This window comes from Akkermansia muciniphila, from assembly GCF_030848305.1.
Lineage (GTDB): Bacteria > Verrucomicrobiota > Verrucomicrobiia > Verrucomicrobiales > Akkermansiaceae > Akkermansia > Akkermansia muciniphila_A.
This window is the reverse complement of the sequence record NZ_CP114598.1, coordinates 467,063-489,874: the sequence shown is the minus strand read 5'-3', so window position 1 is coordinate 489,874 and position 22,812 is coordinate 467,063. Positions and strand designations below refer to the sequence as shown.

General features: G+C 52.9%; 16 protein-coding genes. 14 read left to right on the top strand and 2 right to left on the bottom strand.

Annotation, left to right across the window (positions count from 1 at the left end; genetic code table 11):
• Nucleotides 1–43 precede the first annotated feature (43 nt).
• From O4G22_RS02205 to O4G22_RS02165, 9 genes are all read left to right on the top strand, one after another.
• A complete protein-coding gene (locus O4G22_RS02205) occupies nt 44–799 on the top strand; it encodes a L,D-transpeptidase family protein (RefSeq protein ID WP_179218577.1) in 756 nt (251 codons plus the stop codon).
• Nucleotides 777–1,427 (top strand): sugar O-acetyltransferase, encoded by a 651-nt coding sequence (locus tag O4G22_RS02200; protein WP_297545494.1) that lies wholly within the window; start codon nt 777–779, stop codon nt 1,425–1,427. Before O4G22_RS02205 ends, O4G22_RS02200 begins: the two co-directional genes overlap by 23 nt.
• A gap of 91 nt (nt 1,428–1,518) precedes the next feature.
• Nucleotides 1,519–1,773, top strand: coding sequence for a 30S ribosomal protein S15 (gene rpsO / locus O4G22_RS02195; RefSeq protein WP_022198419.1), 255 nt, complete (start codon nt 1,519–1,521; stop codon nt 1,771–1,773).
• Nucleotides 1,774–2,545: 772 nt separating this feature from the next.
• The gene (locus tag O4G22_RS02190) at nt 2,546–4,690 is read left to right on the top strand and encodes a polyribonucleotide nucleotidyltransferase (protein WP_094137428.1); all 2,145 of its coding nucleotides are present in this window, start codon (nt 2,546–2,548) and stop codon (nt 4,688–4,690) included.
• A 287-nt stretch (nt 4,691–4,977) separates the two neighbouring features.
• On the top strand, nt 4,978–6,312 hold the full coding sequence (locus tag O4G22_RS02185; RefSeq protein ID WP_306702047.1) for a hemolysin family protein: 1,335 nt from the start codon (nt 4,978–4,980) through the stop codon (nt 6,310–6,312).
• On the top strand, nt 6,309–7,634 hold the full coding sequence (locus O4G22_RS02180) for a hemolysin family protein (protein WP_295977610.1): 1,326 nt from the start codon (nt 6,309–6,311) through the stop codon (nt 7,632–7,634). Before O4G22_RS02185 ends, O4G22_RS02180 begins: the two co-directional genes overlap by 4 nt.
• 93 nt (nt 7,635–7,727) lie before the next feature.
• Nucleotides 7,728–10,007: a tetratricopeptide repeat protein gene (locus tag O4G22_RS02175; RefSeq protein ID WP_306702046.1), complete on the top strand. Its 2,280-nt coding sequence runs from the start codon at nt 7,728–7,730 to the stop codon at nt 10,005–10,007.
• Between the two features lie 67 nt (nt 10,008–10,074).
• Nucleotides 10,075–10,767, top strand: a complete 693-nt coding sequence (locus O4G22_RS02170) for a TlpA family protein disulfide reductase (protein ID WP_179219358.1) — start codon at nt 10,075–10,077, stop codon at nt 10,765–10,767.
• 27 nt (nt 10,768–10,794) lie between these two features.
• Entirely contained in the window at nt 10,795–11,469 is a 675-nt protein-coding gene (locus tag O4G22_RS02165; RefSeq protein WP_306702045.1) for a TetR/AcrR family transcriptional regulator, read from the top strand.
• Nucleotides 11,470–11,494: 25 nt separating this feature from the next.
• On the opposite strand, the gene thiE is transcribed toward O4G22_RS02165, so the two are convergent.
• A complete protein-coding gene (thiE, locus tag O4G22_RS02160; protein WP_297545490.1) occupies nt 11,495–12,139 on the bottom strand; it encodes a thiamine phosphate synthase in 645 nt (214 codons plus the stop codon).
• An 87-nt stretch (nt 12,140–12,226) separates the two neighbouring features.
• Here thiE and O4G22_RS02155 point away from each other — a divergent pair, with 87 nt between their 5' ends.
• The 4 genes from O4G22_RS02155 (at nt 12,227) to O4G22_RS02140 (ending at nt 19,252) form a co-directional block, all read left to right on the top strand.
• Nucleotides 12,227–13,273, top strand: coding sequence for a quinone-dependent dihydroorotate dehydrogenase (locus tag O4G22_RS02155; RefSeq protein WP_345784511.1), 1,047 nt, complete (start codon nt 12,227–12,229; stop codon nt 13,271–13,273).
• 32 nt (nt 13,274–13,305) lie between these two features.
• Nucleotides 13,306–16,830, top strand: a complete 3,525-nt coding sequence (gene dnaE / locus O4G22_RS02150; RefSeq protein ID WP_290488497.1) for a DNA polymerase III subunit alpha — start codon at nt 13,306–13,308, stop codon at nt 16,828–16,830.
• 4 nt (nt 16,831–16,834) lie between these two features.
• Nucleotides 16,835–17,380 carry a GNAT family N-acetyltransferase gene (locus O4G22_RS02145; RefSeq protein WP_306702042.1) on the top strand — a complete coding sequence of 182 codons (546 nt, stop codon included), beginning with the start codon at nt 16,835–16,837 and terminating at the stop codon, nt 17,378–17,380.
• 471 nt (nt 17,381–17,851) lie between these two features.
• Nucleotides 17,852–19,252, top strand: coding sequence for a glutamate decarboxylase (locus O4G22_RS02140; RefSeq protein ID WP_094137438.1), 1,401 nt, complete (start codon nt 17,852–17,854; stop codon nt 19,250–19,252).
• A gap of 398 nt (nt 19,253–19,650) precedes the next feature.
• On the opposite strand, the gene O4G22_RS02135 is transcribed toward O4G22_RS02140, so the two are convergent.
• Complete coding sequence (locus O4G22_RS02135) at nt 19,651–20,094, bottom strand: hypothetical protein (protein WP_306702041.1); 444 nt, start codon at nt 20,092–20,094, stop codon at nt 19,651–19,653.
• A 179-nt stretch (nt 20,095–20,273) separates the two neighbouring features.
• Between O4G22_RS02135 and O4G22_RS02130 the strand changes: the two genes are divergently transcribed.
• Entirely contained in the window at nt 20,274–22,811 is a 2,538-nt protein-coding gene (locus tag O4G22_RS02130; RefSeq protein ID WP_306702040.1) for a ligand-binding sensor domain-containing protein, read from the top strand.
• Nucleotide 22,812: the final 1 nt, after the last annotated feature.

Genomic DNA, 22,812 nt, shown 5'->3' with positions numbered 1-22,812 from the left:
CGATACTACGGGAAGGGCCCCTTCCCCTGTTCCATCTTCCCATATGCCGGTAGAAGAAATGACGGGATATTTTGAGGAAACGGGGACTATTCCGGGGCACCTGCTCAAGTGGGAAGATGATCCGTCTCTGCCCGGAAAGCTGCTGGTCGTAGTGGATAAGAAAAAGCAGATGATGTATATCTACCGGGGGACGCACCGCATTGCGTATGCTCCCATCAGTTCCGGGAGAAGTTCCGGCATGACGCCCTCCGGCTACTTCCTCATCTCTTCCAAGGATGAGGATCATCATTCTTATTACGGCGCGTTTATTAATGCTGACGGAGAATTGCGGGACGGGGATATACGAAGGGATTCCCCCCGCCCCGGCGAGAGGTTTGAACCTGCCAAGATGCCCTATTTCATGAGAGTGAACGGGGCCGTAGGAATTCATGAAGGGTACTTGCCCGGTCATCCGTCCTCCCATGGATGTATCCGTGTCCCCCACCTGATCGCGAAAAATCTTTTTGAAATAGCTCCCGTAGGAACCCGTGTGGTTGTCAGGGATGGAAACTGGAACATTCACGAGCTTCAAAAAAAGCCGTCCGGAATATTCAGGACGGTGCACAAGTCTTCCGCTCCGGTGGCTGGCGCCAATTCGGCTTCCTCCGGAAAGAAGGAACTTGTAAAATCGGAAATGTCCGTAAAAAAGGACGCCGCCGCCATGCCGTCTGTGGGAAAACAGAAAAACAGGCAACTGCCTTTTTCTGAGGCGGACGCTGTGAACTCTTCTTCATCCAATGGCCTCGAAGGACTGGAATAACATGCTGTCCGGGCGCCTGTATCATGCCCAGGATTCTGAATTGGCCGCCGCCCGGCTCAGGGCGCGCCGGCTCGTTTTCCGCTACAACCAGTCCGCTCCGGAAGATGAGTGTCTGCGCCGGGATTTGGCCCGGGAGCTTTTCGGCCAAATGGGAGAGGGGTGTTATCTGGAACCTCCGCTGCGTTGTGATTACGGCTCCAATATACGGCTGGGGGACCGGGTGTATGCCAATTTCAACCTCGTGGTGCTGGACTGCGCTGCCGTTACCATCGGCAATGACGTGCTGATAGGTCCCAATGTGGGCATTTATACTGCCGGGCATCCCGTAGACCCGGAGCTGAGGCGGCAGGGGCTGGAATTTGCCCGGCCTATTACCATTGAGGACGGAGTATGGATAGGCGGTCACGCGGTGATTGCTCCGGGCGTGCGTATCGGAAGAAATTCCGTGATAGGAGCGGGCAGCGTGGTGACGAGGGACATCCCCGCCAATGTCGTGGCTGTGGGCAATCCCTGCCGCGTGGTTCGCTCCGTGACGGAGAAGGACCGCGAAGTTTGGAATACCGGGAAAAATGAAGAGGGGCCGCTTTCGCAGGAACAAAGGCAAATTCCCCGGAATGACGAAATTTGAATTGCTTTTAGGGCTGGATGGTGCATAGTTGGCGCCCTCACAGTGTCGATTAGCCGCTGCCACGAGCTAAATACATTCAAGGAAAACACTTATGAGTAACGAAATCAATTTGCAGGAATTCAAGATGCATGAGAAGGATTCCGGTAGCTCCAGCTACCAGATCGCCCGCCTGACCCAGCGCATCGCCCACCTGACGGAACACCTGAGCACGAACAAGCACGATGTTTCTTCCCGCCGCGGGTTGTTGAAGATGGTGGCTCTGCGCCGCAAGCTTCTTGATTACGTCAAGCGTGAAGATCTGGCTCAGTACCAGAGCCTGATTCAGCGTCTTGGCCTTCGCCGCTAAAAGGCGGAGCATATTCCCGTTTGATTCGGCCGTTGCGGTTTTCCGCAGCGGCCGTTGTTTTTACGGCTTTTCCGGGAGGAAGCTACCGGGGCGGTAATGCCGTCATGGAAAGGGTGTCGGCATGGTGGATTTGCGTTTTAGTCGGGAGAGTTTGGAAGGCCTGTCTTTTATTGTAGGTATGATGCAGGCGCGCAAGGAATAGGAAAATACGGATGAAAGAGCAGTTGGCGGCTGTTATGGGCGTCAGGCAGTAATACGGGTTCGCCCTTTAAGTTCTGCATTTTCACTCGGCGAAGAAAGACAGGCGTCTCCGGATAGCTTACTTGGAGGAATGCCTTTCAATCAGGAATGCGAAGAATATGGAATGGATGAAAGCAGGATGGCTCCTGATGCGGATGAGATATTTAAGATTCTTGAAGGAAATGAACTGCTATGGCTATCAAACTATTTGCTTGCATTATCCTTGACAGGGATTATGCTCGCATTCGACGTTTGGGGATTCGTTTCCCGAAACGTTTCTGTCGGGCATGCCTTGAGAAATTTTCGGATTTTCACAGGCTGTCAAGCCGGTAAGACTGGGCCGGAGCGTTTGATCCATCTGGGATGCGCGTCCTGCCGCGCCGACAGTATTTCCCCTCTGTTTCTGGGAAAGGACTGTTGCGGATAACATCTTCCTGAGGCACTGCCCGTACCTGACGCCATTCAGGCTTCCCGCCCGGAGCCGGTCTGGATGGGCTGATGAGGCTGCGGGTGATTGAAAGACAAAAATATAATGAGCATACATTCAGTTGAATGCAACGTTGGTACGAATCCCATCACGATTGAAACCGGTAAGATGGCCCGTCTGGCGGACGGCGCTGTTGTTGTCCGCAGCGGCGATACCGTCGTTCTTGTGACCGTGGTAAGCGCCACCAAAGTCAAGGAAGGACAAACCTTCTTCCCCCTGTCCGTGGAGTACAAGGAAAAGGCCGCTGCGGCGGGTATGTTCCCCGGCGGCTATTTCAAACGCGAAGGGCGTCCCACGGAAAAGGAAATCCTGACGTGCCGCATGACGGACCGCCCCCTGCGCCCGATGTTCCCCAAAGGGTACTTCTACGATACGCAGGTAATTACTCTTCTGCTCTCCGCCGATGGTGAAAACGAACCGGACATTCTGAGCATTAACGGCGCTTCCGCCGCTTGTGTCGTTTCCGACCTTCCTTTTGCCGAACCTGTGGGGGCTGTGCGCGTGGGGCGTATTGACGGCCAGTTCGTTATCAATCCGACCAATTCCCAGCGCGAACATAGCCAGCTGGATCTGGTATTTGCCGGCACGAAGGACCAGGTCATCATGATTGAAGGTTCCGCTAATGAATTGCCGGAAGAAGATTTTATCGCCGCTTTGCGTGTTGCCCAGGAAAACGTGAAGGTCATTTGCGAAAAGCAGGAAGAGCTCCGCGCCGTTTGCGGTAAGGAGAAGCGCGCTTATGAACTTTGCCTTGCCAAGCCGGAATTGCTGGAAATCGGCTATGAAATTGCCGGCGATCGCATTGAGGAAGCTATTTATGCCCCTTCCAAGGTGGAGCGCCAGAAGAAAGTGGGAGCCCTGCGCGACGAGGTGGAGGCTGCCATCAAGGAACGCCATCCGGAAGCTACTGACTTTGATGTGGAACAGGTTTTTGAATATATTCAGAAAAAGGCCTTCCGCATCTCCATCATGGAAAAGGACAAACGGGCCGATGGCCGGGCTCTCAAGCAGCTGCGCCCTCTGACCGCGGAAGTCAATGTGCTGCCTCCTGTGGTGCACGGTTCCGCGCTGTTCGCCCGCGGTGAAACAATGTCCCTTTGCCTGGCGACGCTCGCTCCGATGGAAGAACGCCAGTACATGGACAATTACACGGGAAGCGTGAATGAAAAGCGCTTCATCCTGCATTACAATTTCCCGCCTTTCTCCGTGGGAGACACTGGCCGTTTCGGTGGTCAGAACCGCCGGGAAATCGGCCACGGCGCTTTGGCGGAACGTTCCATCGCTCCAGTCGTGCCTGGCGAAGAGGAATTCCCGTACGCCATTCGCGTCTCTTCTGAAATCATGGAATCCAACGGTTCCACCTCCATGGCTTCCGTCTGCGCGGGCACGATGTCTCTGCTGGCGGCCGGCGTGCCCCTCAAGCGTCCTGTGGCGGGTATTTCCGTGGGCCTGGTGACGGAACAGAATGACCAGCATGAAATCACCTCTTACAAAACTCTGCTGGATATCATCGGTTCCGAAGACTTTTACGGTGATATGGACTTCAAGCTTTGCGGCACGTCGGAGGGCGTGACAGGCTACCAGCTGGACCTCAAGCTGCCTGGCATTCCCCTCTCCATACTGGAGGAAGCCATTCACGTGGCGAAAGCCGGCCGCACGGATGTTCTGAAGGTCATGAATGACGCCATTGCCGCTCCGGCCCAGATGAGCCCGAATGCTCCCCGTATTGAGACCACCAAGATTCCCGCCGACCGCATTGGCGAGCTGATTGGCCCCGGCGGCAAGAACATTAAGGCTATTCAGGCTGAATCCGGCGCCGATATCAATATTGAGGAAGATGGCACCGTGCATATTTACGCCGCCAAGCAGGAAGGCCTGGACCGTGCTCTGGAATTGGTTACCCGCATGTTCAAGACCATTGAAATCGGGGAACTGTACACCGGTAAGATTGTTTCCACGACCACCTTTGGCGCGTTTATGGAAGTGCTGCCCGGCAAGGATGGCCTGATTCATATCTCCGAGCTGGCCGAAGGCCGCACCGCCAAGACGGAGGATGTCGTAAGCGTTGGAGACGTGGTGACTGCCAAGTGCATCGGCATTGACGACAAGGGACGCGTGAAAATGTCCATACGTGCCGCTCTACGCGATGCCAAGGCTGCCGAAGCAGAAGCTGCTGGCATTACGGAATAACGTTTTTCGTTGAGCCTTTAAACTCTCAGCCCCGTTTCCGGTTATTCCGGGAACGGGGCTTTTCGGTTGCTGGAAAGATGTTTTGCAGTTGGCTCAACTGCTTGAGCGATCATCCAGAATTTTTTCTGTTTATGCCGGAAGTTGGAAGTTTGGCAATGCCGGAAAGGACCGGGAGGGATGGAGTTCCTTCCGCATGGCAGATTTTTTTGTTTCCCGTTCTTGACAGGATTTTTTCGGTTCCTATGATGCGGACGCCCGTTGCGTTCTGCGGACACCCCCTGCCATACATGATTCTTTTTGTCACTTTCGTTATTGTTTTTCTGATTCTGGTCAACGCCTTTTATGTTGCGGCAGAATTCGCTGCAGTAAGCGTACGCCGTAACATGATCCGGGAAATGGCGGAGAACGGCAGCAGGGTGGCTGTTCAGTTGCTTAAGATTTTGGAAAATACCAAGGAGCTGGACCGATACATTGCGGCCTGTCAGTTCGGTATTACCATTTCCAGCCTGGTTCTGGGCGCGTACGGACAGGTTGAACTGGCCGCCTATCTGTTCCCTCTGTTTGAGCGGTTTGGCGGGATGGATTCCGTAATGGCCAATTCTGTGGCAGCCCTTGTTGTGCTGATCGGCCTGACGGTTTTTCAGGTAATTCTTGGGGAATTGATGCCCAAATCCCTGGCGCTTCAGTTTCCCAAACAGGCAGCTTTGTATACCTATTATCCCATGCGCTGGACACAGGCCTGCTTCGCATGGTTCATTGACTTCCTGAATGGAAGCGGTTTGTTGCTTCTTAAGCTGTTCCGTCTCCCTCCGGGAGGCCATCAGCACATCCACTCCCAGCAGGAGATTAATATGCTGCTGGATGAAAGTCATCAGGGCGGGATGTTGGAAGAGGATGAGCATGAACGACTGCACAGCGCCTTGTCTCTGGCGGAACGCACGGTGGAACAAATTATGATTCCCCGTTTTCAGCTTGTTTGCCTGGATGCGGATGCCACGCAGGAAGATATTTTGGACATGATTGCAGACAGGCCCCATACTCATATTCCCGTGTATGAAGGGAGTCGTGAGTCCGTCATTGGCATGCTGCATATCAAGGATATGGTAGCCGCGTATGCGGAAAAGGGGATTCTGCCTCCTCTCCGTTCCATGTTGAGGCAGGTGCCGTGCGTGATGGAAATGCAGACGGTGGAGATGCTGATGGCCCGGCTGCGGGAAGACAGAGCCAAGGAAGCCTTTGTGCTGGATGAATACGGAAAGTTTGTGGGGCTGGTAACGCTGGAACGTCTGCTGGGTGAAATGGTGGGAGATATTGATGAGGAATTCATCCGTTCCGGGGAGAAAGTGGAAAACCTGCCGGATGGTTCCGTGCGCATCCCCGGTATGATGCGTGCCCATAAGGTGGAATGCCTAATACCTTTTTTGATGAATGGCGCCACTACGGTGGGCGGCTGCGTGATTAAGCACATGTCCTGCATTCCGAAGGAAGGGGAGCGCCTGATTATCGCCGGGCGCGTGCTGGTGGTGGAAAAGATGGACCATAACCGCGTTTCCTCCATCCTGCTGCTGCCTCCGGAGAGCAAGGAGAATGAACCTGCCATGGAAAGCGGGGTGGGCGCATGATGACTATTTTCATTATTCTGTTGCTGATTGTGTTGAACGGCCTGTTTGTGGCCGCAGAATTTGCCTTGCTTGGCGCGCCCCGTGCGGCGTTGGAGCAGATGGGGGTGTCCGGGAACATGGTAGCGCGCCGTGTTTCCCTGATATTGAAAACGCCCCGGTTGCAGGACCGCTATATTGCTACGGCACAGCTTGGCGTTACATTCGCCAGTCTGGGGCTGGGTATGTATGGAGAGCATGCTGTCGCCGGATGGCTTCATGAATGGCTGGCGCAGTACGGCTGGGCTTCCTGGCTGGTGGCTCATGGCGCGGCCAGCATTCTGTCCGTGGCGGTATTGACATACCTGCATATTGTGCTTGGGGAAATGGTGCCCAAGGCGCTTTCACTCCAGTATGCTGCAAAGCTTTGCCTCATGATTGCGATGCCCATGTACATGATCCAGCTCTGCCTGTATCCCCTGGTAGTGGGCATGAATGCTCTGGGCAATTTCTTTCTGGGGTTGCTGGGCGTGGACCGGAATGAATCCACGTCCCACTACCATTCTGCGGAAGAACTCCAGTATATTATTGAAGAGAGCCATGAAAACGGGGCGTTGCCGCAGGAATCCGGCCGAATTATGGATGGCTTGTTTGACCTGGATGATCTGTATGTTCACCAGGTCATGACCCCGCGCGTCAGGATAGACGCCATTCCTGAAGGGGCGGAACATGAGCAGATACGGGAAATTGTGCGTCGCACCCGCCGTACTCGTTACCCTGTCTACCGCGGTGACCTGGACCATGTGGTGGGCATGGTGCATGCCCGCGACCTGTTCCGTATCATGTTCCGCAGGAAGGCTCTGACTCCTGAGTACATCCATGCCATACCCAAGGTCCCCAAAACGGTAAAGTTTGACAATGTGGTGGAAATCATGAGGAAGGACAATGTGCGCCTTGCCATTATTCTGGATGAGCACGGGGGGACTTCCGGACTTCTGACCCTGACGGATGTATTTTCAGAAGTAATGGGCTGGGACCGCGGCCGCATCAAAGTGCTGACGGAGCTGCCTGGAGATGCGGTGGGCTTCTCCTGTGACGTATCCGGTCTGGCACGCATTGAGGAATTGGGGGAAGCCATGGATATGGATTTGGAGGACGGGGAAATAGATACCGTAGGTGGCCTGATTCTTAATTTGCTGGAGGCTCCTGCGGAGGAAGGGGATACTGTCAGCTATAGAGGGCTGGAATTCAAGGTGACCCGGACGGAGAATGGCGGTGTGGAGCGCTGTACCGTGACCCGGGTTACTCCCCTGATGAAGGATGAGGCCCTGGAAGAGGAGGAATAATCTGCCGTTTGCGGACTGGGCATGTCAGGGCTGCCCTGCCTGATGCAAAAGTTCCTTGGTGGAGCGCGTATGCTATGGCAGAATATTTCCGTCATGTCCGCCCCTGAATCTGCCGATGCGCCTATGAACCGCCCTTCCATGAAAAAATGGGTGGTTCTCCTCGTTATTCTTGGGGCTTTGGTTGGACTGGGCACGATGATGAAAGCCTGGATGGACAAACGCGCTGGAGCGGCGGCGCAGCCGGTTGTTTTTTCAGGAGGCAGTGAGCACTGGGACCAGAATGAGGTGCCCATTTCCATGCAGTGTGGAGCCTGTCATGAAAAGGAATTCCGTCAGTGGGCCGGTTCAGACCATGCCTGGGCATTCCGCAAACTGGGAGATCAGTGGGAGTCTGAAGCGTTCCATAATATGAAGCTGGATGCCCATGGCAGCATTCTCCAATTCTCTACGGATGGCCACGGGCGCATGGTCCATGACAGTCAGTCCTCAACTTCCTGGCGCGCGGAATGGGCCACAGGGAGGATTCCCCTGGTGCAGTATCTGGTTCCCGCCAGGGACGGCGGTTTTCATACCTTGAGCGCTGCATGGGACGTGAACCGCAAAGAATGGTTTGATATTTTCGGCGAGGATGCCCGTCAGCCGGGAGACTGGGGACACTGGACAGGGCGCGGCATGAATTGGAACACGCAGTGTGCGTGGTGCCACATGTCTCTGTTCCATAAAAATTATGATCCTGTTAAAGACCGGTATGCTTCTACTTGGACGGAGCCCGGAGTGACTTGCATTCAGTGCCACGGCCCCCTGCTGGACAATCCGGAGGCGGGGACGGGGTGCATGATTTCCACCAGGAACAAGCTGACGCCGCAGCAGATTCATGATAACTGCGCTTCCTGCCATGCCAGAAGGGATGAATTCGATCATGATTTTGCCGTAGGCAACCGCTTTGACAATCATTTCCAACTGGTGCTTCCCGTTCAGCCCGGCGTTTTCTGGCCCAACGGCATGCAGAGGGATGAGGATTATTGCGAGACTGGCCTGCGGTTAAGCCGTATGGGCAAGGCGGGGGTGACCTGTTTGGACTGTCATGATCCGCATACGGGGACGCTGAAGCTTCCTCAAGAAGATAATACGCTTTGCTTGAGGTGCCATGGTACTGGAGAAGCGGTAAACGGCGTAAAAGCTCCCATTATTGACATGGCTGCGCATACGCCATGTCCTCAGTCCAGCATGGGCTCCCGGTGTGTGGAATGCCATATGCCGGAAAGCCTGTATATGGCTCGTGACCCCCGCAGGGATCATTCTTTCAATTCTCCTGATCCTTTGCTGAGCGTAGAGTTGGGTATTCCGAATGCCTGTACCATGTGCCACAGGGAAAAAAGCAATGAATGGGCTGCGGAGGCGGTAAAGGAATATTACGGGGTTAACTCCAAGATGGCGCAGTACAGGGAACGGACCCGGGCCGTTCAGCATGCCTACGAAGGGAAGGAGGATGTTCTGCCTCTGCTTATGGAATGTTTCAAGAGGGAGGAAGTGGGCGCATGGCGCGCTACGTTATTGGATTTGATGGATGCGTGGGCTCATGAACCCTCCGTTCAGGAAGTGGCAGCCGCGGCGGTTAAGGACCCGGATCCTCTGACGCGGGCCGCCGCCGCCAAAGTGATGGGGCGTGCGGGTAATCCAGCTGCGGGCAAACTTCTTAATGATCCGTTCAGGGTCGTGCGCTTGCAGGCGGAGTGGGCTTTGCGGGATTCCCTTCCTCCGGACAGTCCGGGAATGAGGGAGCTTACTGCCGCCGCTTTGCACCAGGCGGACCAACCTTCCGGAGCTATGAAGCTGGCCCAGATAGCCATCAGCCGCAAGGATGCGAAAACTGCGGAATTGTGGTTTTCCAAAGCTTTGAAATGGGATGCCACTTCTTCCGTGGTGCACCGTGATTATGCCGTTTTCCTAGCTTCTCAAGGCCGCAGCCGGGAGGCGGTGGCCCAGATGCAAAAGGCTGTGCGTCTGGCTCCCAAGGATGCCAACCTGTGGTATCTTCTGGGACTGGGGCAAATTGAAAATAATGATGAGCCGGGAGCTTTGGAATCCTTTAATGAAGCTTTAAAAATAGAGCCCGCCTTTATTCGCGCTTTGTTTAACCGGGCTCTGTTGAATGAAAAGGTGGGCCGGTTGGAGCAGGCTTTGCAAGATTTGGAAAACTGTTCTTCCCTGGATAAGGGAAATGCGGATATTCCTTTCACTCTTGCGGTGATGCTTTACCGCAATGGGCGGTATCGTGAAGCCGCTGCCGCGGCTGCGGAAGCCCTTCGCCGCGACTCGGGACATGTCCGGGCCAGGCAAATTCTGGAATCAGCCTCTCGACATGGAAGATAAGAAATAGTATATTGCCCTCATGTGTATGAAATTTTCATCTTGGTGTATCTTGCTGGCGTCTGCGTTCATGACAGGATCTTCTCTCTGTTGGGGGGATTCTTCAGGAGCGGCGGATGATCCCTCCCTCCGTACTTGGACTAATAAAAACACGGGCAGTACGGTGGAAGCCCGGCCAGTAGCCCTGAATATGAAGACCGTCAAATTGGTGACAACGGCCAAAAAGCCCATTACGATGCCGCTGGAAAAACTTTCCGACGAAGATCGCGCATGGCTGGAGGAACACAAGGAAGTGATCGGCAAGCCTATTGCAGAATGGTCGTCCATGCCGTCCGGCCCTGTGGCGGAGGAAATGAAGGGAAAGACTTACATGCTTGAAAACGGCAAACTTAAAAAGAGGGATGGGAAATTGAATCCCAAGCATTTCATTTTATATTTCAGTGCAAGCTGGTGCGGCCCTTGTTGTCGGAATGCGCCGCACAGCGTGGAAGCCTACAACAAGGTGGTAAAAGATAATCCGGAAGTGGAGGTAATCATGTGCAATATGGACCGAAATCTGGATGACGCCCAAAAATGGGCCGTTGCCAATAACATGCCATGGCCTATCCTGTTGAGAGAGGATTTGACGGATCTTGCCAAAAAAGTAGCTCCGCGCGGTATTCCCACCATGATTCTGGTGGATAAGGACGGCAAGCCTATTCAGTCTTCCCAGAACATGGAACAGTTGGTGAAAGCCATCGGTTCAAGCCGTTCTTCCCGCTAGGCGGCGCGTTGTCTGATTTCTGAGGTGATGTCTTCTCCCCGCAAATCCCAGTCTGACCGTTCTGCGGAAACCAGCGGCAAAATCCTTCGTGCTGCGCAGAAGCTTTTTGCCCTCAGGGGATTTAATGGCGTGACCATGAGGGCGGTCGCTTCTGAAGCAGGAGTAAATCTGGCTTCTATCGTCTACTATTTTGAGAACAAGGAAGGGCTGTATCTGGCTGTTTACAGGCAGTATGCGGAACCTCTGATGAAAGCGCGCATGAAGATGCTGAAGGAGGCGGATCTTCAGCCGTCCCTGAGGGCTTATGCCCGCGCATTTATAGAACCTGCTTTCCGGTTGTTTCTGGATAAGAGCCTGGGCGGTCCAGATCATGTCCGTTTATTGTGGCGTCTGCCGCAGGAACCGGAATATCTGGGAAGAAAAATCTATGATGAATTTTATGCTCCATCAATCCAGGAGATGATAGCAAGAATCCGGAAATTCTGTCCGTGGAGTGATGAGCTTTCCTTGTCCTGGCATGCGCATATCATGAGTTCTATCTTCCATGCCACGTTGGGGAAGTATGTCGCGTGCATGGATCTCCAGGAAAAGGAGCCGTGGATGAAAGATCAGGACCGCATTTTGCAGATGATTGTAGATACGGCAGTCCTGCTGATTTCCCGATCGGCTTTCTCACTGGAGGAAGAGGAAAGGCAGGGATAATATGGATGAAGACGCATGTTTTTCCTTATGCTTCCCCCAATTCCTTTTTGAGTGTTCCGACTGTTCCCGTGATGTCGGAGTGTGTAAGCAGCCAGGAAACGATGACGACCCTGTTTGCCCCCGCCTCCAGTACGGAGGGCAGTGTGTTCCCATTGATGCCGCCGATACAGAAGACGGGGAAATTTTCCGGTAGCTGTTGCCGTACGCTTGCGATGTCTTCCAGGCCGATGGCCTGTCTTCCCGGTTTGGTGCCCGTGGGGAACAAGGGCCCAAACCCAATATAGTCCGCCTGCTCTCCACATGCATCCAGGGCCTGTTCAGGACTGTGCGTGGACCGTCCTATGACGGCATCCTTTCCCAGCAGAGCCCTTGCGGACGCCAGGTTCCCGTCATCCTGCCCCAGATGGACGCCGTCTGCGCCGATACTCAGGGCAATTTCAGGATAATCGTTGACGATAAAAAGACAGCCGCATTTGCGGCACAGGGGGACAAGCTGGCGCCCCATATTTTCAATGTGTTCCGGGTTATGGTTTTTCGCCCTTAACTGGAGAATGCGCAAGCCGCCGGCCAATAATTTTTCTGTTACAGGGAGTAGTTGATGTTCAGCAATATATCCCGTATCTACAATGCCGTACAAACGGCAGGATGAGAGGCATTCCTTCCTGTTCATGGCAAGGAATTGTACCGGATAAAATCATCCCGGCAAGACGCTTCCCATTCTTGACCCTAAAAGAGGGTGTGGTATACTCCCCGCATCGTGTCGCCCGCCTTATATTCCGCCGCTAAAAGTGTATTATTCCAAATGAATCCGGAAACTGCCCACAAGGTGACCTTGTGGGGGTTGCGCCTGGCAGAGAAGATGCGTGTCCTGCCTCTAGTAATAGGGAAAGTTCCTTCTGATCCTGTGGAAATTCTGGGAATGAAATTTCCCAACCGGGTGGGGCTTGCCGCCGGAATGGACAAGGAAGCGGATACGGTAAACGCTTTTGGTCAGGCCGGATTCGGTTTTGTGGAAGTGGGTACGCTGACGCCCCGGCCGCAACCGGGCAATGAAAAGCCCCGCCTGTTCCGCCTGATTCCCCAGAAAGCTATTATCAACCGGATGGGGTTCAACAATGAAGGTATTGCCGCCGGAGTGGAAAACATCCGCTCCGCCACTCGTTTTCGCGGTGTTCTGGGCGTCAACATTGGGAAAAATAAGATAACTCCCAATGAGGACGCGGCCCAGGATTACCTTGCTTGCCTGCGTGCGGCATGGCCAGTGGCGGATTATATAGCCATCAATTTCTCTTCTCCCAATACGCCCGGCCTGCGCGACCTTCAGGCGGCGGAACCCGCTGCCCGTCTGCTGGCTTCCCTGAAATCGGAGCAATCCAACCTGGCTGCGGAAACCGGTCGCCATGTGCCCATTTTTATGAAAGTGGCTCCGGATGTGACGGATGAGCATATTGCGGAACTCAGCCGCGTTTTTCTGGATGAAGGGCTGGATGGTCTTATTGCTACGAATACGACTCTTTCCCGCGCCGGGGTAGAAGCCAATCCTCGCCATGAAGAAGCGGGCGGCCTGTCCGGCGCCCCTCTGACGGAACGGTCCACGGAAGTGATTGGAGCTTTTGCTTCCGAATTGAAGGGGCGTATTCCGATCATTGGCGTTGGCGGCATCATGAGCGGCGCGGATGCCGTCGCCAAAATCAAGGCAGGAGCCAGCCTGGTGCAGCTTTATACCGGCTTCATTTATCGCGGCCCGGACCTTATCCGGGAATGCGTGGAAGCCATGAAGGCCGAATGCCCTGTTAATAGCTGATTTCCTTTATTAACCGCTTACAGGATCCATTCATGCCCGGCTCCTTCGTACACCTTCACAATCACACGGAATATTCCTTGTTGGACGGCGCAGTCCATATCAGGGATCTCATTGCTGAGTGTTCCCGCATGGGAATGCCCGCCGTTGCCGTTACGGATCACGGCAATCTGTTCGGAGCCATTGAACTGGTCATGGAGACAAACAGCCTCAATAAATCCGTGGCCGCCTGGAACAAGGAGCATCCGGAAGGTCCGCGGAGGCAGGAAGTAAAGCCTATCTTTGGTTGCGAAGTTTACCTTTCTCCTACGCCCATCAGCGTGAAAAAACAGCTTCCCGGACGCCGCAAATACACACATCTCCTTTTACTAGCGGAAAATGAAACCGGATGGCAGAATCTGGTTAAGCTGGTGTCCCGTTCCCACTTGGAAGGCTTTTATTATAAACCCCGCGTGGATATGGAAACCCTGCGGGAATTCCATGAGGGCCTCATTTGTTGTACAGCGTGCATTGCCGGACCTCTTAATGAATGGCTGCTCAATGACCAGCCTGAAAAAGCGGAGGAAGCCCTTCTGGCTCTAAAGGATATTTTTGGGGACGACAATATTTTTGTAGAGCTTCAGGACCACGGCATGGAGGAACAGAAAAAATGTCTGCCGGAGCTGGTGCGCATCGCCCGCAAGACTAATACCCCCATTGTTGCCACCAATGACGTGCACTTCCTCAGGAAGGAAGATCACGACATGCACGATGTTCTGATTTGTATCGGAACCAACGAAAAGCTGGCTTCCCCAAAACGCATGCGCTATTCCACGGAAGTGTATTTGAAATCTCCTGAAGAAATGCGGGAGGTGTTCAGGGATTATCCGGAGGCCGTGGAAAATACGTTGAAAATTGCGGAACGGTGCAATGTTACTATCAAGCTGGATTCCACCAGTACGGAAAAATACCCTGAATTCGGCACGCCGGACGGGTCGTCCCGCGAAGAATACCTGCGTAAAGTATGTTATAAGGGGCTGGAAGAACGGTATGGAAAGGAACGTGTAGCTGCGGACAAGGAATTGCGCGACCGTTTGGATTATGAGCTTGGAATTATCAACCAGTTGAAATTCCCTTCCTATTTCCTGATTACGGCGGACTTCATCAACTGGGCCAAGGATCATGACATTCCCGTAGGTCCCGGACGCGGTTCCGCAGCCGGTTCCTTGGTGGCTTATGCCATGAAAATCACGAATATAGATCCTCTGAGGTTCGGATTAATCTTTGAACGTTTCCTAAATCCGGAACGCGTCAGCCCTCCGGATATCGATATTGACTTTTGTCAGACTCGCCGGCCGGAAGTAATCGACTACGTCCGGCAGAAATACGGGGAACGCGCTGTTTCCCACATCATTACGTACGGCACCATGGGGGCCAAGTCCGTACTCAGGGACGTAGCCCGTGTGATGGATATGTCCTATGCGGATGGAGACCGTATTTCCAAACTTATCGAAACCGGCCCCAAGGTGACTCTTCAGTCCAGCTACAAGAGTAATGAGGAGCTGAGGGAACTGATTGCCTCTGATGAGGGGTATGCGGAATTGTGGGGGTACGCGACCCGCCTGGAAGGATTGATCCGCAACGTGGGGGTACATGCGGCGGGCGTCGTGATCGGTGACCGCCCCCTGGACGAGCATGTGGCCCTCACTCGTGATGATCTTTCCGATCCCCATGCCGCTGTTGTCGCCCAGTGCGATATGAGCGCGATTTATGAAGTGGGGCTTTTGAAGATGGACTTCCTGGGTTTGAAGACCCTGACCGTTATGCATGATGCGGAGCAATACGCCCGCTGGCGCGTGCCGGAATTCAAACTGGATTCCGTCCCTCTGGATGACCGGGAAACCCTGGACCTGCTGAACAGGGGAGATACGATGGGGGTTTTCCAGTTGGAATCCGGCGGTATGGTGGACACTTGCCGCCGTTACGGGATTCAGAAAATAGAAGACATCATTGACCTGCTGGCTCTTTACCGACCGGGAGCCATGCAGTTCATGGATGAAATGATTGAAGTCAAGAAGGGGTTGCGCCAGGTGGAGTACGAGCATCCTTTGCTGGAACAGGTCAGCGGGGAAACCTATGGCGTGATGATCTATCAGGAACAGGTGCAGGCGGCTGCCAAGCTGTTGGCCGGTTATACGCTTGGCGGGGCCGACCTTCTGCGGCGCGCCATGGGCAAGAAGGACCCGGCGAAGATGGCCAAGGAAAAAGCCCATTTTGTGGAAGGATGCTGGAAAACAAACCAGATTGATGAAAAGACGGCTACAGCCATCTTTGACAAAATTGAAAAATTCGCCGGGTACGGTTTTAATAAGTCCCACTCCGCCTGCTACGGGCATATTTCCTACTGGACGGCCTACCTCAAGGCCCACTTCCCTGTGGAATTTCTCTGCGGGCTGATGTCTAATGAGGCGAACAATGACAAAATCGGGGTGTTCATTCAGGAAGCCAACCGCATGGGTATTGAAATCCTGCCTCCTGATGTGAATAAATCCATGCTCAAGTTCACTCCTGAGAAAATGCCTTCCGGCAAGCTGGCTGTGCGTTATGGACTGGCGGCCATTAAAAACGTGGGAGAGGGGGCTATGCAGATTCTTCTGGAAGAAAGAGAGAAGAACGGGGAATTTTCCAGTATGGAGGACATTTGCAACAGGCTGGATTCCAAATCTGTCAACAAAAAAATTCTTGAATCCCTGATCCGTGCGGGAGCGCTGGACTGGACGCTGGAGCCGCGTTGCGTCCTGTTTGAACGTGTGGATCTGGCTCTCAGCGGCGCTTCCCAGGTACACAAGGATAAGGCTCTGGGGCAGGGTTCCCTGTTTGACATGACCTTTGAAGCGCCCAGGGTAAAGGACGAGCCCGCCGTTCCGGAATGGTCCAAGGAGCAGCGTATGGGGGATGAAAAGGATCTGTTGGGCGCTTACTTCTGCGGCCATCCTCTGGACTCCATGCGCGGTGTCATTGATGCGGAAAAATACACCCGCATAGGGCTCATTGACACACTGGAACCGCACGAACTCAAGCAGAAGCACCAGATTGCCGGCATGGTTCGTTCCGTCACCCCCAAGATCAGCAAGGCCGGTAGAAAATTCGCCATTCTGACATTGGAAGATTTTACCGGCAGCATAGAAGTGTTGTTGTGGTCGGATGTTTATGAAAAGGCTCAGGAAATGGAGGGCGGCCTGGAACCGGGCGTTTTCGTTTCCGTGCGAGCCAACATCCGGGAGGATGACCGCACATCCTCCAAAAGCGTGGCTGCGCAGGGCATTGACCCCCTGGGAGGCAAAAAGCGCAAATCCAAATCCGGGGAGCAGGGGCCTCTGAATATCATTGTCAGTCCCCTCCGCCACACGAGAAAAAATCTGGAACAGATACGGGATATTCTGAAAAGGTATCCCGGTCGCTCCAAAGTCAATCTCACCATCAAGGACAGCCTGGGACATAGCCAAATTCTGGAACTGGATGAACGGTTCCGCGTGAATCGCTGTCCGGAGTTGGAAACAGAGCTTTCTATGTACAATTAAGGTCATGCCGGGAGGAAAGCTGTCATTGCCGGAATCTGAACGCCTGGTATTACGGGCGTGGCGGGAAGAAGACTGGCCCTTTTTTGCGGCTATGAACGCCAATCCCCGGGTAATGCGTTTTTTCCCCGGCATCATGACGGAAAAGGATTCTCTTTCCATGTGGGGCCGTATGCGGGAAGAACTGGATGAAAGAGGATATGGATTGTACGCAACGGAATTGAAACATTCCGGTTCCCTGATTGGTCTTCTCGGCTTTCATTGGGCTGATTTTGAAGCGGATTTTACACCATGTGTGGAAATAGGCTGGAGGCTTGTGCCGGAAGCCTGGGGATACGGATACGCTACGGAAGGCGCCCGTGCATGCCTGAAACATGGTTTTGAACGATTCGGTTTTGACCGGGTATATTCTTTTACTGCTTGCGTGAATTTCCCTTCACAAGCCGTGATGCAACGCGTTGGAATGAGGAAAATAGCGGAATTCAACCATCCCAAAGTAGCTCCGGATTCTGTCCTTTATCCGCATGTACTTTATGTAAAGGATGCTCCCTGAAGATGAGCCTCTGGCTGATTTTCGACACCGTATCCCGGGCTTTTCATGGGAAGGCTTGTTCTCCCTTATAGGAAAATGATGAACAGGTTGTGATATTTTGCAGGTTTATCCATTCTTTTTTTCATTGTCTCCCGGAAAATCGAACGGACTGCAATGCTGAAGAAATGCAGGGTGCGCGTTGGAGCCTTTGTCGCCAAGCGTGACTTAAAAGGTGTAACTTGCCACGGCGTTGAATTGGTGCAGGTGGAGTTTAGAAATATGGACGGATTTTTATAAGAAGGTCTGCAATTAAATCATTTTAATAGTCCATGAATAATGAAATATATCCATATTTTGTTTTTTTTTCTGGAAAATTTATATATAGGATAATGACAATGGAAATATGAACGCTTTGATTCGCGGGTGCTTCTATCCTTCATGCGGGCAGCCTGTAATGGTCAGCCCGGAAACGATGAAACAATAAATACCGTCATGTTTGATCCAAATCAAAAACCTGATACAGCCCGGGCGGAAAATTCCATTTTCGGCTCTCCGGAAGCAGATAACCTTCTCCCCAAGGATGAGTTCCCGGATTACGCGATGCGCGCGGAGGACGCTTTTCAATTGGTGTCCGATGAATTGATGCTGGACGGCAATGCCCGCCAGAACCTTGCAACCTTCTGCCAGACCTGGGATGAAAAGCAGGTCAGGATGCTGATGAACCTCAGCATTAACAAGAACATGATTGACAAGGATGAATATCCCCAGACAGCCGCTATTGAAATGCGTTGCGCTGCCATCATTGCCAATCTTTGGAATGCCAGCAAAAATGAAAAACCCATTGGTTGTTCTACTATCGGTTCCAGTGAAGCATGCATGCTTGGAGGCATGGCCGCCCTGTGGCGCTGGAGAGCCCGCCGGAAAGCTGCCGGCAAACCCATTGACAAGCCCAACCTGGTATGCGGTCCTGTCCAAATCTGCTGGCACAAGTTCTGCCGCTATTGGGATATTGAAATGCGTGAAATCCCGATGGCGCCCGGGAAATGGAAGATGGATGTTGACCGGATGCTGGAACAGATTGATGAGAACACCATCGTTGTGGTTCCTACGTTTGGTGTGACCTATACGGGCGCTTATGAATTGCCGGCGGAAATTGCCAAGGCTCTGGACGATTACGAAGACAAGACTGGCATCAGCGTTGACATCCATGTAGACGGCGCCAGCGGCGGCTTCCTTGCCCCGTTCTGCGCCCCGGATGTTGTCTTTGACTTCCGCATTCCCCGCGTCAAGTCCATCAGCGCTTCCGGCCATAAGTACGGATTGGCTCCGCTCGGAGTCGGCTGGGTCGTTTGGAGAGATATTTCCTACCTGCCTGAAGGATTGATTTTCAATGTCAACTATCTTGGCGGAGAAATTCCCAATTTTGCCATTAATTTCTCACGGCCGGCCGGACAGATTATCTGCCAGTATTATGATTTCATCCGCTTGGGCAAGGAAGGCTATACGAACATCCATACGCAGGCTTATGAGGTAGCGAAGTACATTTCAGATGAGCTTTCCAAACTGGGTCCGTACGAATTTATTTGCACGGGCGATCCGGAAAAAGGTATTCCCGCTGTCTGCTTCTTCATCAAGGATGGAGCCAATACGAACTACACGCTTTTTGACCTTTCAGACAAGCTGAGAACCCGCGGCTGGCAGGTGCCCGCCTTCACGCTCCCTGCCAACTGTCAGGATACGGTGGTGATGCGCGTCATGGTTCGCCAGGGCTTCTCCAAGGATTTGGCAGATCTGTTCCTGGAAGATTACAAGCGCATGCTCGCTTTCTTTGAGAAACACCCGGTTTCTTCTCCGATGACGGCGGAAGAAGGAACGGCTTTCCACCATTCCTGATGGAAGAAGCTCTGCTGAGCGATTTTTGTTGGATGAATAAGTGTGTGTAAGCGCGGCTCCGCAGTTGTCAAGGTTTGTGCGTGGACCTGACAGCTGCGGAGCTTTCATAAGCGTTTATTTGATGCGTTTTGATATTTCAGCGGGGCATTCAACGGTTCCCTGGCAGACAATCCGGGGAGGAAAGGCTGTTCCGCTATGGGCCGGGGCAGAATAATGAAGTTCCTTTCTTTTGTTGAGGAATGAAATATCCCCCTCACCGGAAATAATCCGGAGAGGCTGGTTATGTCAGGGCGGTTCGATTTCTCCGTTTTCCCCTCTTCCGGTCTGCCGGGCTGGTTCCGGCCGCCTTTCCTTTGGTGGCTTTAATATACAGGTGGCTGTTAGTTCCACCTTATGAATCAGTTCTTTATCCATCGCCAACAGGGTTCCGCCTGACTCTGCCGGAACTGGGTACTGGAATCAGGTTCGGAAGAATTGTTCGTGTTGGTGCGGACAACACTTTCTCTTCTTGGGCAATCATCGCGGAATCCTCCTCCGGGAATGGCCATATTATCTCCTATGATCGTTCCGGAAAAGTAGATGACAATATGGTTTCCATCTCCATTCGGATGTTGAACTGTGCTTATTCCCCTGCCGCGAAGAAGGCCGGTGAATATAACTTGATATGGGAAAACGCATAGCGGAGTTGAAATTTGAATCAGAGAATAATTGGGGAAAGCATGTTGAAAAAACGGGATGCCGGGTGTTGTTGCCAGGTTTGTTCCCTGTATTTTCCCATTCAGGCATGAAAAAGTATTAGTAAGGATTTTTTCAGGAATCAAAATTTTTAAGACAACTAACATATATTAAATTATTTATATGTATAATTATAAACGGATTGTGTTGTATTTTATTTTTGAAAACTTGATAATAAATTGAAAACGGAATTGACAGTGATAAAAACCAATAATATTCTCCTGTAATAATCAGGGGATAGTTGGTTATGTTGATTAAATTCAAACACTTCATAAGGATATTTGCGTTGATTTTCCTTTTGTTGGGGGCGTGGGCGGCAGGAGAAGTCGTAACCGTTCAGGTACCGGAGCAGCTTCCGGAATGTCCGGTCCGGTTTATTCGCGGTACGCTGGTAGCTGGTGACGGCTCCATTTGGGTTGTAGGAGAAAAAGAAAGCATTTACCGCCTTCAGGTTGGGGACCGGGCATATGAAAAGTCGTGGCTTAATATGGACTATTATTCCGGTTTTCCCAAAGGAAAGAATTTCACCTGTATTGCGGAGGACAGGCAGGGGCGCATCTGGGCGGGCACGGATGACAGCGGCGTAGCCGTTTTTAACGGAAGAGAATGGAAAATGTATAACCGTAGCAATGCACTGAATGGCGAGCATGTTTATGCTTTGGCCATTTCTCCTGTCTCCGGGGAGGTTGCCGTAGCCTCATCCGGCGGCGTATCCGTTTACGATCCTGCAGGCGATTCGTGGAAGACGCTGGACAGATCCACTGGCTTGGCGGAAGACCAGGCGGCTTCCGCAGGTTTTGATACCAGGGGCAATTTGTGGCTGGCCTATGCCTGTGGCGGAGTATCCTGTTCTTCCCGCCAATCAAGGTATATGCAGTGGAAGAATGTTCAGGCCCCCTGGTACTGGGACAACAGGCAATTCGCCCGTCAGCCGTACCAGCCGTATGGTGATGGCTTGCCTTCCAATATCTGCAATGTGTTGACTTGTACGGATAAGGATCAGATTCTGGTGGGTACCTGTTCGGGGCTGGCGTACAGTAACGGCATCAGTTCTTGGCGTTATATGAGAGGGCGTGATTATGCCCAGAAAAACAGTCATCTGTATGGTTCTGCCGCACGGAAAACCGCGGTTCCGGGAGAGTCGAATTCCAGAATGTTGTCTGAAGATTTTATTTCTTCCATTATCCAGCAGGGAAAGGAGATTTTCGTCGGCTACCGGATGCAGGGAGTGGATGTGCTGGATGCTGAAAAGATGACGGTGAATCAGAGAATAAGAAAGGGGCTGGAAAACGTGGATGTCCCTTCCTTGCTGGTGCTTCGGGATGGGAGCGTCTGGGCAGGGACATATGGACGGGGTCTTGTTCGCCTGAAAAAGGGGGATCTGGCTTATCAACTGGACAGGAGCCCGCAGGACAATGAAGTTCCGTTCCCTCGTCCGGCGCAGATGGAGGATCCTTCTGTGGTACTCAGAAGATTGGAAAAGCTGGGATCCGATGCGCATGCGGGGAAGAGTATTGTGTTCCGGGGGGAGGACTGGACTACGAAAGGGGACTGGTGCGGGAAGTACGGGCACACGCGTGCCACGCTGTGCGCCACGAATGCCCCCATGAGCAATTCCGAGTTTAAAGCCAAGACTATCCGGTTCCGTACCCTTTCTTCCGTTCCCGGCCATCCAGGATACAAGGGGGCCTTGTCTCCCTACTGGATTCAAGGGCTGATGGGGCTCAACCGCAAGAAGGGAGACGCGCTGCGCTGGTGGGTGCACAGCATTAAGGAAAATAATAACCGCAACGTTCTTTTCGACCCTACGGATTCCGTGCGGACAGAGGCGGAGTGGGATGACCACGGGGAAGCGTATCCTGGCTTTGTGGACGGACCTGATATCTGGGTAGCCGTGGAGGTGCCGGAGGGTGTCCATGAAATAGCTCTGTATTTTTATAATCCCAACGGTTATCTCACCAATGAATCCAGGCGGGATTACGTAGTGGAAGCCAGAAGGCACCCTTCCACCGCCCCCCTTGTGTTCCAGTTCAATATTGAGGGGGATCTTGCGATAGGAGAACAGAATAGTCGGGGGAAGGAACTTGCCTCCTCCATGGAGCAGTGGTATTCCTACCCGGTGGAGGCGCGCACTCGCGTTTCCAGATTTGCGGGGTCCGGGGTTTATAAAAGGTTCATGAGCAGGAAGGGGGGGATTTACCTGTTCCGTATTTGCCGGAACGGTTCCTTTAATACCATTTTAAACGGGGTGTTTGTGAATGAAAAAATACCGTGGGAAATCCGAATGCCTGAGGAATTGCCTTATTACGTATCCGGTGCGCTGGCTGGCATTGTTCCCACTCCGGAAAGGGTGAATGGAGCTGCTCTGGGACAGAGGGAAAAGGCTGTGTGCAAGCCTTTGTATGAGTTGCAGTATACGCGCAAATACCTGACGCCGGCTGCGTGCAGTCTTCAGAACAGGTATATTCTTGCTCTGTGGCGGCAGGCCCGGGAGAGCCGGGCCGAGGGTGGTTGCCTGGCGGACTGCCTCCAGTGGGAAGCCAGAGTGAGCGACGACCGAGTGAGAGCTTCCTTCGATGAAACCATGAAGCGTTCCTGGGATCAGAGCCAGATTTATTATATCGGCAACAGGTCCCGGGATTTTATGCCGAATGCCCCGGGTACTGTCCCTTTCTCCCTCAGTGAATTGCGCCTGATGGCCAAACTGCGCATTGACTGGCGGCAGTATCGGGACGATGCGAAGACTCCTCCTGAAAAAACTGTTCAGGAAATGAAGGCATTCCTTAATAAAGAATTGCTGAAACAACAACAAAGTAGAAAATAAC

Bases quoted from the DNA above. Each gene is read 5' to 3' on its own strand.
- O4G22_RS02205 (WP_179218577.1), top strand. From the start codon at position 44: ATGCCGGTAGAAGAAATGACGGGATATTTTGAGGAAACGGGGACTATT.
- O4G22_RS02200 (WP_297545494.1), top strand. From the start codon at position 777: ATGGCCTCGAAGGACTGGAATAACATGCTGTCCGGGCGCCTGTATCAT.
- rpsO (WP_022198419.1), top strand. From the start codon at position 1,519: ATGAGTAACGAAATCAATTTGCAGGAATTCAAGATGCATGAGAAGGAT.
- O4G22_RS02190 (WP_094137428.1), top strand. From the start codon at position 2,546: ATGAGCATACATTCAGTTGAATGCAACGTTGGTACGAATCCCATCACG.
- O4G22_RS02185 (WP_306702047.1), top strand. From the start codon at position 4,978: ATGATTCTTTTTGTCACTTTCGTTATTGTTTTTCTGATTCTGGTCAAC.
- O4G22_RS02180 (WP_295977610.1), top strand. From the start codon at position 6,309: ATGATGACTATTTTCATTATTCTGTTGCTGATTGTGTTGAACGGCCTG.
- O4G22_RS02175 (WP_306702046.1), top strand. From the start codon at position 7,728: ATGTCCGCCCCTGAATCTGCCGATGCGCCTATGAACCGCCCTTCCATG.
- O4G22_RS02170 (WP_179219358.1), top strand. From the start codon at position 10,075: ATGACAGGATCTTCTCTCTGTTGGGGGGATTCTTCAGGAGCGGCGGAT.
- O4G22_RS02165 (WP_306702045.1), top strand. From the start codon at position 10,795: ATGTCTTCTCCCCGCAAATCCCAGTCTGACCGTTCTGCGGAAACCAGC.
- thiE (WP_297545490.1), bottom strand. From the start codon at position 12,139: ATGAACAGGAAGGAATGCCTCTCATCCTGCCGTTTGTACGGCATTGTA.
- dnaE (WP_290488497.1), top strand. From the start codon at position 13,306: ATGCCCGGCTCCTTCGTACACCTTCACAATCACACGGAATATTCCTTG.
- O4G22_RS02145 (WP_306702042.1), top strand. From the start codon at position 16,835: ATGCCGGGAGGAAAGCTGTCATTGCCGGAATCTGAACGCCTGGTATTA.
- O4G22_RS02140 (WP_094137438.1), top strand. From the start codon at position 17,852: ATGTTTGATCCAAATCAAAAACCTGATACAGCCCGGGCGGAAAATTCC.
- O4G22_RS02135 (WP_306702041.1), bottom strand. From the start codon at position 20,094: ATGTTAGTTGTCTTAAAAATTTTGATTCCTGAAAAAATCCTTACTAAT.